The sequence below is a fragment of the Pseudomonas asplenii genome, from assembly GCF_001293465.1.
GTDB lineage: Bacteria > Pseudomonadota > Gammaproteobacteria > Pseudomonadales > Pseudomonadaceae > Aquipseudomonas > Aquipseudomonas fuscovaginae_B.
Window position 1 is genome coordinate 83856 of record NZ_JSYZ01000030.1, and the last position, 16637, is coordinate 100492.

The 16637-nt window shown below is 64.0% G+C and carries 16 protein-coding genes and 1 tRNA gene; 5 read left to right on the plus strand and 12 right to left on the minus strand.

What is annotated here, in order from left to right:
• The first annotated feature begins 67 nt into the window (after window positions 1–67).
• The gene (locus PF66_RS29720) at window positions 68–1846 is read left to right on the plus strand and encodes an acyl-CoA dehydrogenase C-terminal domain-containing protein (protein WP_054057047.1); all 1779 of its coding nucleotides are present in this window, start codon (window positions 68–70) and stop codon (window positions 1844–1846) included.
• 227 nt (window positions 1847–2073) lie between these two features.
• Here the strand turns inward: PF66_RS29720 and PF66_RS29725 are convergent, their stop codons facing one another.
• Window positions 2074–3003 carry a LysR substrate-binding domain-containing protein gene (locus PF66_RS29725; RefSeq protein ID WP_054057046.1) on the minus strand — a complete coding sequence of 310 codons (930 nt, stop codon included), beginning with the start codon at window positions 3001–3003 and terminating at the stop codon, window positions 2074–2076.
• A 102-nt stretch (window positions 3004–3105) separates the two neighbouring features.
• Between PF66_RS29725 and PF66_RS29730 the strand changes: the two genes are divergently transcribed.
• The 4 genes from PF66_RS29730 (at window position 3106) to PF66_RS29745 (ending at window position 5973) form a co-directional block, all read left to right on the plus strand.
• Window positions 3106–3804 (plus strand): MOSC domain-containing protein, encoded by a 699-nt coding sequence (locus tag PF66_RS29730; RefSeq protein WP_054057045.1) that lies wholly within the window; start codon window positions 3106–3108, stop codon window positions 3802–3804.
• Window positions 3801–5084: an aspartate aminotransferase family protein gene (locus PF66_RS29735; RefSeq protein ID WP_054064647.1), complete on the plus strand. Its 1284-nt coding sequence runs from the start codon at window positions 3801–3803 to the stop codon at window positions 5082–5084. Before PF66_RS29730 ends, PF66_RS29735 begins: the two co-directional genes overlap by 4 nt.
• A 219-nt stretch (window positions 5085–5303) precedes the next feature.
• The gene (locus tag PF66_RS29740; protein WP_054064676.1) at window positions 5304–5669 is read left to right on the plus strand and encodes a type II toxin-antitoxin system RelE/ParE family toxin; all 366 of its coding nucleotides are present in this window, start codon (window positions 5304–5306) and stop codon (window positions 5667–5669) included.
• Window positions 5653–5973, plus strand: a complete 321-nt coding sequence (locus PF66_RS29745) for a helix-turn-helix domain-containing protein (RefSeq protein ID WP_054057042.1) — start codon at window positions 5653–5655, stop codon at window positions 5971–5973. Before PF66_RS29740 ends, PF66_RS29745 begins: the two co-directional genes overlap by 17 nt.
• Window positions 5974–6002: 29 nt before the next feature.
• Here PF66_RS29745 and pqqE read toward each other — a convergent pair whose 3' ends face one another.
• The 11 genes from pqqE to PF66_RS29800 all read right to left on the minus strand — a co-directional run bounded on the left by pqqE (window position 6003) and on the right by PF66_RS29800 (window position 16622).
• Entirely contained in the window at window positions 6003–7148 is a 1146-nt protein-coding gene (gene pqqE / locus PF66_RS29750; RefSeq protein WP_192842658.1) for a pyrroloquinoline quinone biosynthesis protein PqqE, read from the minus strand.
• The gene (gene pqqD, locus PF66_RS29755) at window positions 7141–7416 is read right to left on the minus strand and encodes a pyrroloquinoline quinone biosynthesis peptide chaperone PqqD (protein ID WP_054064648.1); all 276 of its coding nucleotides are present in this window, start codon (window positions 7414–7416) and stop codon (window positions 7141–7143) included. Before pqqD ends, pqqE begins: the two co-directional genes overlap by 8 nt.
• Window positions 7413–8165, minus strand: a complete 753-nt coding sequence (pqqC, locus tag PF66_RS29760) for a pyrroloquinoline-quinone synthase PqqC (protein WP_054064649.1) — start codon at window positions 8163–8165, stop codon at window positions 7413–7415. The genes pqqD and pqqC overlap by 4 nt, the downstream gene beginning before the upstream one ends.
• Window positions 8166–8177: 12 nt before the next feature.
• Window positions 8178–9089: a pyrroloquinoline quinone biosynthesis protein PqqB gene (gene pqqB, locus PF66_RS29765; RefSeq protein ID WP_054064650.1), complete on the minus strand. Its 912-nt coding sequence runs from the start codon at window positions 9087–9089 to the stop codon at window positions 8178–8180.
• A gap of 75 nt (window positions 9090–9164) precedes the next feature.
• Window positions 9165–9239 (minus strand): pyrroloquinoline quinone precursor peptide PqqA, encoded by a 75-nt coding sequence (gene pqqA / locus PF66_RS29770; RefSeq protein ID WP_054057055.1) that lies wholly within the window; start codon window positions 9237–9239, stop codon window positions 9165–9167.
• 131 nt (window positions 9240–9370) lie between these two features.
• On the minus strand, window positions 9371–11857 hold the full coding sequence (gene pqqF / locus PF66_RS29775; RefSeq protein WP_054064651.1) for a pyrroloquinoline quinone biosynthesis protein PqqF: 2487 nt from the start codon (window positions 11855–11857) through the stop codon (window positions 9371–9373).
• A 48-nt stretch (window positions 11858–11905) separates the two neighbouring features.
• Entirely contained in the window at window positions 11906–12700 is a 795-nt protein-coding gene (locus PF66_RS29780) for a carbon-nitrogen hydrolase family protein (RefSeq protein ID WP_054064652.1), read from the minus strand.
• A 14-nt stretch (window positions 12701–12714) separates the two neighbouring features.
• On the minus strand, window positions 12715–14397 hold the full coding sequence (locus PF66_RS29785) for a flavin monoamine oxidase family protein (RefSeq protein ID WP_054057035.1): 1683 nt from the start codon (window positions 14395–14397) through the stop codon (window positions 12715–12717).
• Between the two features lie 284 nt (window positions 14398–14681).
• Entirely contained in the window at window positions 14682–15140 is a 459-nt protein-coding gene (locus tag PF66_RS29790) for an Lrp/AsnC family transcriptional regulator (protein WP_017906284.1), read from the minus strand.
• 31 nt (window positions 15141–15171) lie between these two features.
• Window positions 15172–16323: a Fic family protein gene (locus PF66_RS29795; protein WP_054064653.1), complete on the minus strand. Its 1152-nt coding sequence runs from the start codon at window positions 16321–16323 to the stop codon at window positions 15172–15174.
• Window positions 16324–16545: 222 nt separating this feature from the next.
• Window positions 16546–16622, minus strand: a tRNA-Ile gene (locus tag PF66_RS29800).
• Between the last annotated feature and the right edge of the window lie 15 nt (window positions 16623–16637).

The window sequence follows — 16637 nt, forward strand, 5'->3', positions numbered from 1 at the left end:
GTACACTCAAGCCTTCGGAAATCGGCCCCGCGCGGGCCCTATCGTTCTAGATCTTGCGAGGTTTGCCATGGCTGACTACAAAGCGCCCCTGCGCGATATGCGCTTCGTCCTCAATGAAGTCTTCGAGGTCGGCAATCTCTGGGCCCAACTGCCTGCCCTGGCCGAGACCGTCGATGAGGAAACCGTCGAGGCGATTCTCGAGGAAGCCGGCAAGGTCACCGCCAAGAGCATCGCGCCCCTGAGCCGTGGCGGCGACGAGGAAGGCTGCCGCTGGGACAATGGCGTGGTCCGTACGCCCAGCGGTTTCCCACAGGCCTATCAGACCTACGCCGAAGGCGGCTGGGTCGGTGTCGGCGGTGATCCGCAGTTTGGCGGCATGGGCATGCCCAAGGCCGTTTCGGCGCAGGTCGAGGAAATGATCAACTCGTCCAGCCTCGCCTTCGGCCTATACCCGATGCTGACCTCCGGCGCCTGCGTGTCGATCAACACCCATGCCAGCGAAGAGCTCAAGGCCACCTACCTGCCGAACATGTACGCCGGTCTGTGGGCCGGTTCCATGTGCCTGACCGAACCCCACGCCGGCACCGACCTGGGGATCATCCGCACCAAGGCCGAGCCGCAGGCGGACGGCTCGTACAAGATCAGCGGGACCAAGATCTTCATCACCGGTGGCGAGCATGACCTGACCGAAAACATCATCCACCTGGTACTGGCCAAGCTGCCCGACGCGCCGGCCGGTCCGAAAGGCATCTCGCTGTTCCTGGTGCCGAAGTTCCTGGTCAATGCCGATGGCAGCCTGGGCGCGCGCAACCCGGCGACCTGCGGTTCGATCGAACACAAGATGGGGATCCAGGCTTCGGCGACCTGCGTGATGAACTTCGACGAGGCCACCGGTTACCTGGTGGGCGAGCCGAACAAGGGCCTGGCGGCGATGTTCACCATGATGAACTACGAGCGCCTGGGTGTCGGCATCCAGGGCCTGGCTTCCGGCGAGCGTTCCTACCAGAACGCGATCGAATACGCCCGCGACCGCCTGCAGAGCCGTTCGCCGACCGGGCCGAAGGCCAAGGACAAGGCGGCCGACCCGATCATCGTGCATCCGGACGTGCGCCGCATGCTGTTGACCATGAAGGCGGCGAACGAGGGCGGCCGTGCCTTCTCCACCTACGTGGCGATGCAACTGGACACTGCCAAGTTCAGCGAGGACGCGGCGGCCCGCAAGCGTGCCGATGAACTGGTGGCCTTGCTGACGCCGGTGGCCAAGGCATTCCTGACCGACCTGGGGCTGGAGGTCACGGTGCACGGCCAGCAGGTTTTCGGTGGTCATGGTTACGTGCGCGAGTGGGGCCAGGAGCAACTGGTGCGTGACGTGCGCATCACCCAGATCTACGAGGGCACCAACGGCATCCAGGCGCTGGACCTGGTAGGCCGCAAGATCGTCGGCAGCGGCGGTGCCTACTACCGCCTGTTCGCCGAGGAAGTGCGGCACTTCATCGATACCGCGAGCGCCAATCTGGCCGAGTTCACCAAGCCCCTGGCGGCGGCGCTGGACAACCTCGACGAGCTGACCGACTGGGTGCTCGACCGTTCCGGAACCAACCCGAACGAGATCGGTGCGGCATCGGTCGAATACCTGCACACCTTCGGCTATACCGCCTATGCCTACATGTGGGCCCTGATGGCCCGGGCCGCCTTGGGCAAGGACAGGGAAGATGCGTTCTACGCGAGCAAGCTGGGCACCGCGAGGTTCTATTTCGCCCGCCTGCTGCCGCGCATCCACTCGCTGACGGCGTCGGTGAAGGCGGGTAGCGAATCGCTGTTCCTGCTCGATGCCGAGCAGTTCTGAGGCGGGGTTGGCATGTAAGCCTTTGCTTACATAACGCGCTGCTGTTTGCCCATATCGCCATATTGGATCCAGCGGTAATCTACTTATGAAGGACGTCGAGCAGGAAGCTCAAAGCAAAACACGGACACGTAGGATTCCGCCAGGATGGTGGAGCGAAATGGATGTCAGGGAAACAGTCTGCAAAGCCCCGCTTCGGCGGGGTTTTCTTTTGTCCGCGAAAAAGTTTTTCAGCCCAGGCCTTCAAGCCCCGTCGCTCCGTGCAGGTGCTTGACCGGGCTGTTCATCACGTCCTCCAGCAGCACCCGCAGCAGCTCCAGCGAAGCCTGCTGGCGTTGCATGTCGCGACACACCAGGCCGACCCGCAGCGAGACCCGCGGTTCGGTCAGCGGTTTCCACAGCAGATCATGGTCATCGTGTTCGTCCCGTGAGCGACCCGGCAGTACGGTGGCCAGGCGGGTATGCGGCAGGCTGTCGAGAATCCCCGCCATGTTGTTCAATTCGGCCTGGACCTGCGGGCGTCGCCCCAGGTTGGCCAGTTGCGCCTGCCAGATCTGCCGGATCTGGAATTCTTCGCCGAGCAGCAGCATCGGCAGCTCCGCGGCCTGGCCGACCGAGACCTTCTTGAATTCACGCAGCGGGTGCTCGGCGGGGATCACCAGTTGCAGCTCGTCTTCGTACAGCGGCAGGCCGTGCAAGCCCGGCTGGCGGGGTGGCAGATAACTGATGCCGATATCCAGCGAGCCGTTGAGCAGGCGCCGTTCGATCTCCATGCCGGTCAATTCGTAGATCTGCACCACCAGGTGCGGATGGGCCTTGCGCACCCGTTCGAGCAACTGCGGCACCAGGCTGGTGTGCACGGTCTGCAGCACGCCGATGGCGAGGGTGCGCAACGCCTGCCCCTGGAAGTTGCGCAGGGCTTCGCGGGCCCGTTGCAGGCCATCGAGCAGCGGCAATGCATGGTTGTACAGGGTGTGGGCGGCCAGGGTCGGCAGCAGGCGCTTGCTGCTGCGTTCGAACAGGCTGACGTCGAGGTGGTGTTCCAGGTGGCGTATCTGTTGCGACAGGGCCGGCTGGGAGATCGACAGCCGTTCGGCGGCGCGGCCGACATGGCCTTCTTCATACACCGCGACGAAATAACGCAGTTGCTTGAAATCCATAAGCAGTACTTATCGAAAATGCTCGAAAAACGAAATGGCCGTGAACGCCTCGCAAGCCTAGTCTAACCGCAATTAAAAGGGCTTACAGGGCCAGAGCGTGCGATGAATACCGTTTGCGTTGATGGTGTTTACATAGGCAAGGCAAAAAATCTCGGACAGGGTCTGATCAGCGATACGGATAAACACCGGGTTGCCAGTCGGCTCTGGTTATGGCCACAGGGCCTGGGCAGCGACGAGCAGGGCGATCCGCGTTTCCACAGCGGACCGGAGCGGGCGCTGCATCATTACCCCGCCGAGCACTATGACTACTGGCGCAAACGGCATCCGCAACTCGACTGGTCGGCACCGGCCTTTGGCGAAAATCTCTCGACCCGTGGTCTGACCGAAGAGCAGGTCTGCCTGGGCGACCTGTTCCGCTGGGGCGGTGCGCTGCTGCAGGTCAGCCAGCCACGTTCGCCCTGCTATCGCCTGAGCCATCGCTGGGGCTTGTCCGAGCTGCCGCAGCAGGCCCAGGACACGGGGCGCTGCGGCTGGTTCTATCGGGTGCTCAAGCCCGGTTTCGTCAGCGCCGACCAGCCCTTCGAACTGCTGCAGCGCAGTTATCCCGGCCTCAGCGTGGCCTGGGCCCTGCACGCGTTCTACGCCGAACCGCTGGAGCATTCCGGCCTGAAGAAACTGGTGGACTGCCCGGCGCTGTCCTCGCGCTGGCGCGACATCGCCATTCGTCGCCTGCGCAGCGGCCGGGTCGAGGACTGGTCGGCCCGGCTGCTCGGGCTGCCGCTGGAAGGGCTGCGCGCATGAATCTGTTCAAGCTGCGCCGGCCGCAACCGAGCCTCGATGACCTGACCGCCGACTTCCAGCCCCGCGCCCGCCACGAGCACGCGGCCAGCGAGTACCTGATGCCCGCCGCCGAGCGCCCCAGCCCGGTGTTCGTCCGTGGCCAGGGCTCCTGGCTGTGGGACAGCGAGGAACGGGCCTATCTGGATTTCAGCCAGGGCGGTGGCAGCAACAGCCTCGGTCATAGCCCCGGTGTGCTGGCCCATGCCCTGGCGGACCAGGCCCATGGCCTGATCAATGTCGGCGCGGGTTTTCATAACCCGGTCCAATCGCAACTGGCGGACCGCCTGTGTCGTGCCACCGACAGCGACCAGGTGTATTTTCTCAACAGTGGTTCGGAAGCCTGCGAGGCGGCGATCAAATTGGCGCGCAAGTGGGGCCAGCTGCATCGTGGCGGCGCCTACCGAATCATCAGCGCAAGCAACGCCTGCCATGGGCGCAGTTTCGGTGCCATGTCGGCGTCCGGCCAGGATTGCTTCGGCAACCGCTTCGAGCCGCAATTGCCCGGCTTCAGCCAGGTGCCGTTCAACGATCTGGAGGCCTTGCATGCCGCGGTGGATGCCAAGACCGTGGCCATCATGCTCGAACCGATCCAGCGTGCGGCGGGCGTTACCCCGGCGACCCGGGAATACCTCCAGGGCGTCGAGCGGTTGTGCCGGGCGCTGGGCATCCTGCTGATCTTCGACGAGGTGCAGACCGGTATCGGCCGCTGCGGCAGCCTGCTGGCCGAGCAACGGTACGCGGTGCGTGCCGACATCATCGCCCTCGGCAAGGGCCTGGGTGGTGGCGCGCCGTTGTCGGCGCTGCTGGCGCGGGGCACGGCCTGCTGTTTCGAGCCCGGCGAAATCGGTGGCAGCCACCACGGTAACGCCTTGATGAGTGCGGCCGGCCTGGCGGTGCTCGATACGCTGCTCAAGCATGGCTTCCTCGACGAGGTGGCTGAGCGCGGGCACTACCTGCAACAGGGCCTGGATCGGCTGGCACGGCGTTATGAGCACGGCCAACTGCGCGGCGCCGGGCTGCTCTGGGGGCTGACCCTGAGCGACGCTTCGGCGGATGCGGTGGTCAAGGCCGCGTTGCAGGAAGGCCTGCTGCTCGATGCGCCGACCGCCGACAGTCTGCGCTTTACCCCGGCCCTGACCGTCAGCCAGAGCACCATCGACGAAATGCTGCTGCGCCTGGCCCGGGCCTTCTCCCGAGTCCGTACCGCCCAGGTGCAATGCCGCAGGGGAATCGCCGTCTGACTTGGCGCGTCGTTTTTTCCCAAATCTGATTCCGAACCGTCTTGCGGTATAACGCGTCGCCCTGTGCCTGACTCTTTTGGCACGGGGTGTTTTTTTGTGGGCGGTATTTCGGCTCGCATTGAGGTGCGGGGCGAGCGTTGCTGCCATCGGGCGGAAAGAACCTCAATGGATTTGAATTTATATACCACCTGGTGGTACGTTTTATGGAGAAGGATTTCCATGCGATACAGGGTTTTCAAGACCAGGGGATTCGCCGCCAGCGCCAGGAAGGCAAGGATCGACGACGCCGAACTGGTGTTGGCAATGGGGGCGGTGGTCAGGGGGCAGGCCGACAACCTGGGGGGTGGCGTGTGGAAAAAGCGCCTGAACGAAAACCGTCATCGTTCCATCGTCCTGGCCCGGGGCGGCTGTTACTGGATCTTCCAGTTCCTGTTCGCCAAGAGTGACCAGGGCAATATCAGCCAGCAGGAGCTCAAGGCCTTCAGGGCGCTGGCGAAGGCCTATGAGAACCTGAGCAGCCGGCAGATCGGGCAGTTGCTGGAGATGAGAGAGTTTGTGGAGATAGCTTATGAGCAAGCGGTATAAATCCGAGGCATTGGAATCGGTCCATGAATCGGCCAGCGCCCTGCATGCAATCGGTGCGATCGGCAAGGCGACCATGCGCGAGTTCGACGCCTCGTGCCTGGCGCCGGTACCGGACGAGATCGCCCCCGAGCAGATCAAGTCGCTGCGCGAGCGCAACCAGGTCAGCCAGCCGGTGTTCGCCCGTTACCTGAACACCAGCGTATCGACCGTCAAGCAATGGGAGGCTGGCGACAAGCAGCCCAGCGGCATGGCACTCAAGCTGCTGAGCATCGTGCAGAAGCACGGCTTGCAGATACTCGCCTGAATGACGTGACGTGGCACTCGGCGCTGGGCTCAGCCCTTGGCGATGAGGCGCGAGTTGCGCTCGTTGCGAAACACCAGTTGTTCGATGGCCGGCCCCTCCAGGCTGGCTTCTTCGCGGGCCTGCAGGATCACATCATGGTGGTGGGACTTGGCGCAGACCGGGTCGGCGTTGCTGGCGTCGCCGGTGAGCATGAAGGCCTGGCAACGGCAACCGCCGAAGTCCTTTTCCTTCTCGTCACAGGAACGGCACGGTTCGGGCATCCACTCGTAACCGCGAAAGCGGTTGAAACCGAACGAGTCGTACCAGATATGTTGTAGGCTGTGGTCGCGCACGTTGGGGAACTGTACCGGCAACTGCCGGGCGCCATGGCAGGGTAACGCGGTGCCATCCGGAGTGACGGTGAGGAACAGGCTGCCCCAGCCGTTCATGCAGGCTTTCGGGCGCTCCTCGTAGTAGTCCGGTGTAACGAAGATCAGCTTGCACGGGTTGCCCTCGGCCTGCAGCCGGGCGCGGTACTCATTGGTGATGCGTTCGGCGCGCTGCAGTTGCTCGCGGGTAGGCAGCAGGCCCTGGCGATTGAGCTGCGCCCAGCCATAGAACTGGCAGGTGGCGAGCTCGACGAAGTCCGCCTCCAGGGCCAGGCACAGCTCGATGATGCGGTCGATGCGGTCGATGTTGTGCCGATGGGTGACGAAGTTCAGCACCATCGGATAACCGTGGGCCTTCACCGCCCGGGCCATTTCCAGTTTCTGCGCGAAGGCCTTCTTCGAGCCGGCCAGCAGGTTGTTCACCTGTTCGTCGCTGGCCTGGAAGCTGATCTGGATATGGTCGAGGCCGGCCTGCCTGAAATCGCTGATCTTCTGTTCGGTCAGGCCGATGCCGGAGGTGATCAGGTTGGTGTAGAAGCCCAGCCGGCGAGCCTCGGCGATCAGTTCGACAAGGTCCTGGCGCACCAGCGGTTCACCGCCGGAAAAGCCCAACTGGGCGGCACCCATTTCCCGAGCCTCGCGCAGGACCTTGAACCATTGTTCGGTGCTCAGTTCCTGGCCCTGCCCGGCGAAGTCCAGCGGATTCGAGCAGTATGGGCACTGCAGCGGGCAGCGGTAGGTCAGCTCGGCCAGTAGCCACAGCGGCAGGCCGACCTGCGGCGTGGGTGGCAGGCCGGGGTCAGGCAAGTTCGATCCAGTGCTCTGCACGGGCGACCTCCATGAACTGCTCGATATCCTCGCCGAGCTCGGCTACGTCGGGGAACTGTTTCTGCAGCTCGGCGATGATCGCCGCGACATCGCGCTGGCCATCGATCAGGCCACCGATCAGTGCGGCACTCTCGTTGAGCTTGATCATCCCTTCCGGGTACAGCAGTACGTGGCCCTTCTGCGCCGGTTCGTACTGGAAGCGGTAGCCGGGGCGCCATTTCGGGGTCAGGCCGCGATCGAAACTCATAGGGGGATTCCTCGGTGCCAGACCCGCTGGTCGGTCACGCTGTGGTAGGGCGGGCGATTCAGTTCATAGGCCATGCTCATGGCATCGAGCATGCTCCAGAGAATATCCAGTTTGAACTGGAGAATCTCCAGCATACGCTGCTGGCCTTCGTACGTGGTGTAGTGCTGCAGGGTGATCTCCAGCCCGTGCTCGACATCGCGCCGGGCCTGGCCGAGGCGGGTGCGGAAGTATTCGTAGCCGGCGGGATCGATCCAGGGGTAGTGCTGCGGCCAGCTGTCGAGCCGCGACTGGTGGATCTGCGGCGCGAACAGTTCGGTCAGCGAGCTGCTGGCGGCTTCCTGCCAACTGGCCCGGCGGGCGAAGTTGACGTAGGCGTCCACGGCGAACCGAACGCCGGGCAGCACCAGTTCCTGGGAGCGCAACTTATCGGGGTTCAGGCCGACCGCCTGGCCCAGGCGCAGCCAGGCTTCGATGCCGCCATCCTCGCCGGGTGCCCCGTCGTGGTCGAGCAGGCGCTGGATCCACTCGCGGCGGATTTCCCGGTCCGGGCAATTGGCGAGGATCGCCGCATCCTTGAGGGGAATGTTGACCTGGTAATAGAACCGGTTGGCGACCCAGCCCTGGATCTGTTCGCGGGTGGCGCGACCTTCATACATCGCCACGTGGTAGGGGTGATGGATGTGGTAGTAGGCGCCCTTGGCACGCAGTGCCTGCTCGAACTCGGCGCGGGACAGCGGGGTTTGGCTCATTCGGTGGTGCTCCTACAGCTCGATGCTCATGCCGTCGTATGCGACTTCGACATTGCGTCGCTGCAGTTCGGCACGTTGCGGCGAGTCTTCGTCGAGGATGGGGTTGGTGTTGTTTATGTGGATAAGGACCTTGCGCTGTGCCGGTAGTTGCTCCAGCACCTCGAGCATGCCGCCGGGGCCGCTTTGCGCCAGGTGGCCCATTTCCCGGCCGGTGCGGGTACCGACGCCGCGACGCTGCATTTCATCGTCGTCCCACAGGGTGCCGTCCACCAGCAGGCAGTCGCTTTCGGCCATGATCCGCAGCAACGGCTCGTCGACCTTGCCCAGGCCCGGGGCATAGAACAGCTTGCCGCCGGTGCGCAGGTCCTCGACGATCAGACCGATGTTGTCGCCCGGATGCGGGTCGAAGCGGTGCGGCGAGTAGGGTGGGGCGGCGCTGCGCAGCGGCAGTGGGGTGAAGCGCAGGTTGGGGCAGGCGGCGATGGTGAAGCGGCCCTCGAGCTCGATGCGTTGCCAGTCGAGGCCGCCATTCCAGTGGCTCAGCATCTTGAACAGCGGGAAGCCGGTGCTCAGGTCCTCCTTGACCATGTCGGTGCACCAGACCTGGTGCGGGCAACCCTCGCGCAGGCTGAGCAGGCCGGTGGTGTGGTCGATCTGGCTGTCCATCAGGATGATCGCGCTGATGCCTGTATCGCGCAGGGCCCGGCCCGGCTGCATGGGGGCGAAGCTCTGGAGCTGGGCGCGGATGTCCGGCGAGGCATTGCACAGGATCCAGTTCACGCCGTCATCGGAAAGGGCGATGGAGGATTGGGTGCGTGCCGTGGCCCGCAGGCTGCCGGCGCGGAACCCCGCGCAGTTGGCGCAGTTGCAGTTCCATTGGGGAAAGCCGCCGCCGGCGGCGGAGCCGAGAATCTGGACGTACATGAACCTGTCACTCACTCAGGGACTGAAAACGAAAACGCCCCGGCGAACCGAGGCGTTGCACTGCAGGTCGACCGATCAACGGTTGGCGAAGTACATGGTGACTTCGAAGCCGATACGCAGGTCGGTGTAGGCGGGTTTGGTCCAGGCCATGAATGACTCCTTCGGTTGGGTGGATGGGTGTCTATACATATAGTCCACCTCCGGCGGGAGATGTTCAAATGCTTAGCAAGCTAATGTTACTGAATCTTACCGGCTAAGTAGACCGTTTTCTTGGAGAAAGCTCATTGCAGCTCGAGTAATGATCCCGTTGGGGTCTGCCAGGCCGACTCCGGTTCGGCGCCGTTGGCCAGGCACAGCCAGCCTCCTGCTGCCTGGGCGAGTTGTCTGGCGGCCGCTTGCAGGGGCGTGCGTTCCAGGCCGCGAATGGCGGTGGCCAGTTGTGCCAGGTAATCCGACGAGTGGTCGGCCAGATGCCCCTGCCAGAGCAGTTCGGCGGCCTGGGCCAAGGGCAGGTCCGCCAGGTTGAACTGTGCGGCCAGAGCCTCGCGCTGGGCATGCCAGGTGCTGTCGTCCAGGCTGGCGATCCGTTCGGGCAGGCTCGCCAGGAAGCTTTCGAAGTGCCCCAGCAACGCCGCGAGCGATGCGCCGGGAGATTGTACGCCGAGCAGCAGACCGCTGCGGCCATGGATCTGGCGGACGCTGCTGAACACCGCATAGCCCAGTTGCAACTCGACCCGCAGGCGCTGGTAGAAGGGGGCCTGGATCAGTTGGCCGAGTGCCCGCCAGCAGGCCTCGTCAACGATGCTGGCGCTGGCGGCCGGGCAGAACAGCAGCAGGGCCTGCTCGCCGGTGTCGCAGGGCACGCTTTGCCAACGCCTCTGACCGGGTACCACGGGCAGCCGGGGCGGTTGTCGTATCGGGCTGCCAGGCGTGCGGTTCAACGCGTTGTTGAGGGCAGCTTGTGTGGCGGCTGGAAAACCCAGGGCCAGACCTTGCCATTTGGCCTCGGCCCAGAGCTTGCCCAGCTGCTCGGTATCCCAGGCCGCTGTGGGGTCATCGGCCGGCTGCGTCTGTTCGGACAACTGGCGGAGCAGTTCGCGAATGGGGATCAGTGGCTTGGGCTGTTCGGTGGGCGCTTGCCAGAATCCATCGGCCGGACTCGTCAGGCAGCGCAGGGCCTGTTCGAGAATCGCCGGGATCGGTTCACGCCAGCCGATGAGCTGGAGTTGCCAGGCACCGGCCTGAACCGTGAAGGACAGTTCCACACCGGCCTGCCGCGCCTGGGCTCGCAGGTTGTGCAGGCTGTGGCTCAGTCGCGCCTGCAGGACAGAGGTGCTGTGCGGGTTGTCCAGTTGCCAGCGCAGATAGACGGCGGCTTCACCGCTGTCATCCGCCGGCAGCTCGATATGGGTGATGGCGGATGAGTCGCGGCGTTTGTGCAGGCGGTCCTGGGCAAAAGTGCGCAGGCCGCGGTGGGCACTGGTCTGCCCACGGATCAGCCCAGGGTGCTCGGCAGGTGCGGTGGAGCGCAGGAACGGGTTGGCCGGTGGTAGCCGCCAGGACGCCGCCTGGTTATCCACAGGCGCGGCGTGGGTCCGGTGCAGCAGGGCCTTGAGGGCCGACAGGGCAGCCTCCGAGAGTTCTGCCGGGGTATCGGCGGCATCCCGGCGCGCTTGTTCCAGGGCGGTGCCGCTACGGATCCTGCGGTTCTGCAGCAGTCGGTATTCCCGGCGCAGCCCTGGCCAGTCGGCGTGGCTGGCGAAGAAGGCCAGCCAGTCCTCGAGCAGTGCCTGGATCGCGGCGCCTTGGCCGACGCCCTGGGGCGTCAGTGCGAATTCGAGTCGCACCAGCGCTTGTCCGGCGAACTGATAGAGCACGGTGGCGGTCAGCGAATTTATCCACAGGCGCTCGCGCAACGCGGCCGAGAATCCGCCGGGCTGGCTGTCGTTGAGCCAGGTGCAGAGGAAATCCAGCGCCTGCCGGGCTCCATCGGGCAGATCGTCCCAGGCCAGCAGCAGGTCGAGCTGCTGAGCATCAGCCTGTTGATAACCTTGCCTGCCGTGAGCGAACAAGGCCGGTGGCGACTTCTGTTCGACCGCCTGGCCCGGACGCAGCTCGGCAGTCAGGGTCTGTGCCAGTGACCTCAGCTCGTCCAGCGGCTGTGGGCCGACCAGGCTCAGGGCCATCTGCCCGGTCTGGTAGAAGCCCTGGTAAAAATCCCGTAGCGCCTGTTGGAAGGCCGGCGCCTCGACTTGCAGGCTGGCGCGATTGCCGGCATGTACGCCGCGCAACGGGTGGTGTTCGGCCAACCCGGCGTAAAGCCGGAACTGCCGTTGCGCCACGACATCCCGCGACCAGGCGATGAATTCCGCCTCCAGCACCTCGCGTTCGCGCAATTGTTCGTCGGGGTCCAGACGGGCCCGGCCGAGCATGTCGCACAGGCGTTCGAGGCCGCCGGCAAAGGCCTGGGGTGGCAGTTCGAAGAAGAATTCGGTACTGCGTTCGGCGGTACTGGCATTCACCTGGCCACCGTGGCGTTGGACGTAGGCCATCAGCCCGTCGGCGGTGGCAAAGCGCTCGGTTCCGAGAAACAGCAGGTGTTCCAGGAAGTGTGCCAGCCCTGGCCAGGCCGCGGGCGCATCATGACTGCCTGCCGCTACCCGCAAGGCCGCCGCGCAAAGCTTCAGTTGTGGCGCATGGCGCAGCGAGACCCGCAGGCCGTTGGCCAGGGTCAGGTATTCGGGGGCGTGGGCGATGGGCGCAGGCATGGGCACTTCCGTTTCAGAGAAGTGCCCATGCTAGCGGATAACGTCGGGTCAGTCCCGGCTGAGCTGGCTGTAGAGCGCGGGGCGCCGGTCCAGCAGATAGCGGTTGCTGGCCCGGGATTGCTGCATTGCTGCGCGATCCAGCGTGCCGATGATCAGTGCCTCGTCCAGGCCGGCATGGGCGATACGGCTACCGTCCGGCGCGGCGATGCTGCTCTGGCCGCAGTACTGGATGTCCTCCTCGTGGCCGCAATAGTTGGCGTAGGCCACGTAGCACTGGTTCTCGAAGGCGCGGGCGCGGATGGTCACGTCGGCGACGAAGTCGAACGGCACCATGTTGGCGGTGGGCACCAGGATCAATTCGGCGCCGGCGAGGGCCAGGCGCCGGGTGTTTTCCGGGAATTCCACGTCGTAGCAGATCAGCAGGCCGACTTTCCAGCCATTGAGTTCGACCACCGGGAACTCGTCCGGCCCGGCACTGAACATCGCGTGATCGAGGTCGCCGAACAGGTGGGTCTTGCGATAGTTGCACAGGCTGTTGCCCCGGGCATCGATCAACTGCACGGCGTTGTAGAGGTTGCCGTCCTCGGCACGCTCCGGATAGCCGTAGGCGATGGCGATGTTCGCCGCCCGGGCCAGCGCGGCGATGTGTTGCGCCGCCGCGCCGTCGCGCGCTTGCGCCAGTGCCGCGACCGCCTCGGCGCCGATGTTGTAGCCGGTCAGGAACATCTCCGGCAACACCAGGACATCGGCGCCATGGGCTTCGGTCACCAGTTGCTGCAGTCGCTGCAGGTTGCCCGCCACGTCCAGTGGCAGGGGCGGGCATTGGTAAAGCGCTACGCGCATGGGTTCGACTCCGTTCAGTCGGCCAGGGCGATCGGACCGATCTCGGCGAACACATCGCCCGGGCCCGGGTTCTCGGCATGGGTGCGGCCACCGAAGTGGTTCATGATGCCCCATACCGCGTTGAGCGAGGTCTGTACCGCGCCCTCGACCCAGGCCGGTGTCCACGACACGTCGTCACCGGCGATGAAGATGCCGCGTTGTTCGGCGGGCATGTCGGCCTGCATGAAGTGCGCGTACATCCGCTGGTTGTAGCGGTAATGGCCGGGCAGCGCACCCTTGAAGGCGCCGAGGAAATGCGGGTCGGCCTCCCAGGACACGGTGATCGGGTCGCCGATGATGCGTGCGGCGATGTCCACTTTCGGGTAGATCTTCTTCAGGGCGTCCAGGGCCAGCTTGACCCGCTTGTCGATGGGCTGCGGCAGCATCTTCAGCGCGTCGCTCATCCACGAGTAGGACAGGCAGATCACCCCCGGCTTGTCGTCGCCGTTGTCGAACAGGTAGGTACCGCGGGTCAGGCGGTCGGTGAGGGTCATGCTCATCAGGTCGCGGCCGGTTTCCGGGTCCTTGTCCTTCCAGAACGGCCGGTCGACCATGACGAAGGTCTTCGACGACTGCATGTAGCGCGTGCGGTCCAGGGCCATCCACATCTTCTGCGAGAACAGCGATTCCTCACACTCGATCTGGGTGGTCAGCAGCCAGCTCTGGCAGGTGGTGAGCACGGCGGCGTAATGGCGGGTGTCGCCCCAGTTGTCGGTCACCGCGAAGCGGCCATCGGCGGCGCGGGCAATGCGTTTCACCCCGGTGCGCGGCGCGCCGTGGTGCAGGGAACTCAAGCTGGTGCCGGCCGGCCAGTGCGCGCAGCGCTCCGGGACATGCCGCCAGATGCCCAGCGGCACCTGCTCGACGCCGCCGACCACCAGGTGCTGGTGGTCATCGCAGTTGGTCATGACCACGCGGAAGATTTCCAGCATCGAGTTGGGGAAGTCCGAGTCCCAGCCGCCGGTGCCGAAACCGACCTGGCCGAACACCTCGCGGTGGTGGAAAGACAGCTTGGCGAAGGCTTTCGAGGTGGCGACGAAGTCATAGAAAGTGCGGTCGTCCCACAGGGGCACCAGGGTGTTCCACAGCTCCTTCAGGCGTGGCACATCGCGGTCGCGGATGGCCTGCTGGATATCGCCGAAGCGCGCACCGTCCTCCAGGGCATCGGCCCAGGCGTCGGCGACTTCCTGGAACAGCGCCGGCAGGTCGGCGAGTTTTTCCGCGTAGTGGGTCTGCCCTTCGAGGTCGATCACCGTGCTGCCGGAGGCCGGGGTCAGCGGGTTGGGGAAGGGTTTGGTTTCCAGGCCGAGCTTGTCGACATAGTGATAGAACGCGGTGGACGATACCGGGAAACGCATGCCGCCCAACTCGGCGATGATGCCCTTGGCGCCTTCGAACTCCTGGGAGCGCAGGCGGCCGCCCATCTTCGAGGCTTCGTACACCACCGGCTTGAGGCCGAGCTTCATCAGTTCATAGGCGGCCACCAGGCCAGCGATACCGGCACCGACGATGGCCACTTCGGCGCCATGGTTCTCCACCGGAATCGTGCCCAGCCCGGCCGGATGCTCGATCCAGTCATCGAAGGCGAAAGGAAAGTCCGGGCCGAAAATGGTGACCGGTTTTTTACCGTCGGCTGGGTGGCGATTCTTCTTGTTCATGGCGGACCTTGCTGGCGACTCCTGCCGGAAACGTTACCCGGTAGAAGTGTAGTTAGGAAAAGACTGGCGCCATTGTAGGGAGCGGGGAGTACGTAAATAAGACGCAGAGTGTCGTCGTTTTGTTGATCGGTGATGCTTTATGACGAAGGTGGTGGGCATTTTGCAGCAATGCGTTGATCTTTTCGCGGGCAAGCCCGCTCCTACGGGTTTGGCGGCGTACTCAAGGCTTTGGTCCTTTGTGGGAAGGGGCTTGCCCGCGAAAGCGCTCTTGTGGAAACGCCTGGTCAGACCGGCTGTCCCCGATCCACCTTGCTGCTGAGGATGATCGAAGTCGTGGTTTTCTCCACACCCTCGACGCTGCCGATCTGGTCGAGCAACTGGTCCAGTTGCTCTGGCGAATCACTGCGCAGCCAGGCCACGTAGTCGAACTCCCCACTCACCGCACAGAGTTGCTGGATCTGTGCCATGGCACTGAGCCTGCGCACCACATCCTTGCCGGAGCGCGGCTGTACCGTGATCCCGACATAGGCCTGCAGCCCGCCATCCACTACCCGCTGACCGAGACGCACACCATAACCGGTGATCACCTTGGCCTTCTCCAGGCGCGCCAGCCTCGAGGTCACGGTTGTGCGGGCGATGCCCAATTGCCGGGCGAGCATGGCCACGCTTTCGCGCGCGTTGATCTGCAAGGCGGCGATCAGTTGGCGATCGATTTCGTCGAGGGGGATGCGGCTGTCAGGCAAGGTGCTACTCCGTCGGAGAGGTGTGCTCACATTATTGATCCACTTGATCCACCCAATGCAGGCCGGGGATCTGATAGCGGGTACTGCGGCCACCGCCCGGAAGGCGGATCAGGCAGCCTTTTTCCAGCAAGTCGGCCAGATGCCGAGTCGCCGTGGCCTTACTGACCTTGGCGACCGCCTGATATTGCGCAGCGCTGATTCCGTGCACGAACCCTTTCTCGCCGCCATCGAGCAAGCTATTCAGCACCTTCAACTGTTCGGTCGAGAGCTGATACTGACGATGCTGTTGCCAATACCTGGCCTTGATCAGTACCCGATCGATCCGCTGCTGGGCGTGTTCCAGGCTACGCAGCAAGGTTTGTAGAAACCACTGCAACCAGGCGGTGATATCCAGCAAGCCTTTCTGGCTGCTTTCAAGTATCTGGTAATAACCCTTGCGATCTTCGAGGATGCTGGCGGACATCGCATAAAAACGGATAGCTTGCTGCTCAGCCTGCGCCAGGGCCAGGTCGGTGAGGCTACGGGTCAAGCGACCGTTGCCATCATCGAACGGATGCAGTGTTACAAACCAGAAGTGGGCGATGGCGGCACGCAGGAGTGGATGCAGTGTGTTATCCGTTTGGCTGGTATTGAACCAGTGGATAAAGGTTGCCAACTCCTGATCGAGTCCGCTACGGGGGGGCACCTCGAAGTGCACGACTGGCCGATCAAGGCGTCCGGAGACAACCTGCATGGGCTCGTCACCTCGCAACTTTCCCACACTGATACGTGCTGCCAGAGGGCCTTCGTCAACAGGAAAAAGCAAGGTATGCCAATGCAGCAGGCGCTCCAGGCTCAATGGCTGTGTGTGATGCTGGATCGCATCCAGAAGCAACTCGGCCAGACCTTCGCTGCGCGGGCTGACCTGATGATCAGCAGCCAACCCCAGGCGCCTCGCCAGCGAGGAGCGCACCGAGCCGACATTCAATTGCTCACCTTCGATGGCCGAGGAGGTGATGATGTTTTGCAGCAGGGCATCCAGTTCGTTCTGTGCGTTGCTTTCTGCGTCGATAGCGCGAGCCATGCCGAGCAGGCGTCCTTGGGCCTCACTGCATCTCAGCAGGCAGGGAGCCAGAGTGTCGGCCTGCCAGGTGAAGTTGGGCCAGTCTGGCTGCTGCCAGATCCAGTAGGGAAGGTCGGTCATTGGCGCCTCGGCAAACGCGTGAGCCGAATAAGAGGGCTATTCGGCTCATTTCGTGAGCCGATTGTGCGAGTTATTCGGCTCAGCGTCCAGTTCTGCAAGAGGGCCTGTCTCTACTGAACTACCAGCACAGACGGACTGGTCATGGCCGCTTCGAGATAGGGATATTAGCCGACAACATAAAGGCCAGAAACGCAAAAGCCGCGCAACGCGCGGCTTTGAAGGTGGTGGGCCCACACGGACTCGAACCGTGGACCAAAGGATTATGAGTCCTCTGCTCTAACCGACTGAGCTATAGGCCCTCAGTTGGCCGCGAA